Annotated in this window: 1 protein-coding gene; it reads left to right on the forward strand. The window is 54.3% G+C overall.

Going from position 1 to position 269, the window contains the following annotated elements:
• On the forward strand, window positions 1-247 hold a 247-nt coding region (locus EZM41_RS14695; protein WP_446697822.1), incomplete at its 5' end, for an ATP-binding cassette domain-containing protein.
• Window positions 248-269: the final 22 nt, after the last annotated feature.

Here is a 269-nt window from a genome sequence, read left to right on the forward strand (position 1 = left end):
GAGTACGACGCTTCGGGCTATAACGGGTCTGATTAGGCCTCGGCAGGGTTCGGTAAAGCTGAAAGGAAGGGACATAAACAGGCTCCCCACACATCAGATTGTTCAGTCCGGCGTGGCTATGGTGCCGGAGGGGAGGAAAAGCAGGATCACCCCCGCCACTACCAGTGTAATGGTTTTGGCATTTTTAGGCGCCATGAGCCTTACACCTTCTCCGATATGGGTTCGCCGAAGATGCCTTGTGGCCTGAAGAGGAGAAAGAGGATGAGTAG

It is taken from the genome of Acetomicrobium sp. S15 = DSM 107314 (genome assembly GCF_016125955.1).
In the GTDB taxonomy this organism is placed as follows: Bacteria; Synergistota; Synergistia; order Synergistales; family Thermosynergistaceae; genus Thermosynergistes; species Thermosynergistes pyruvativorans.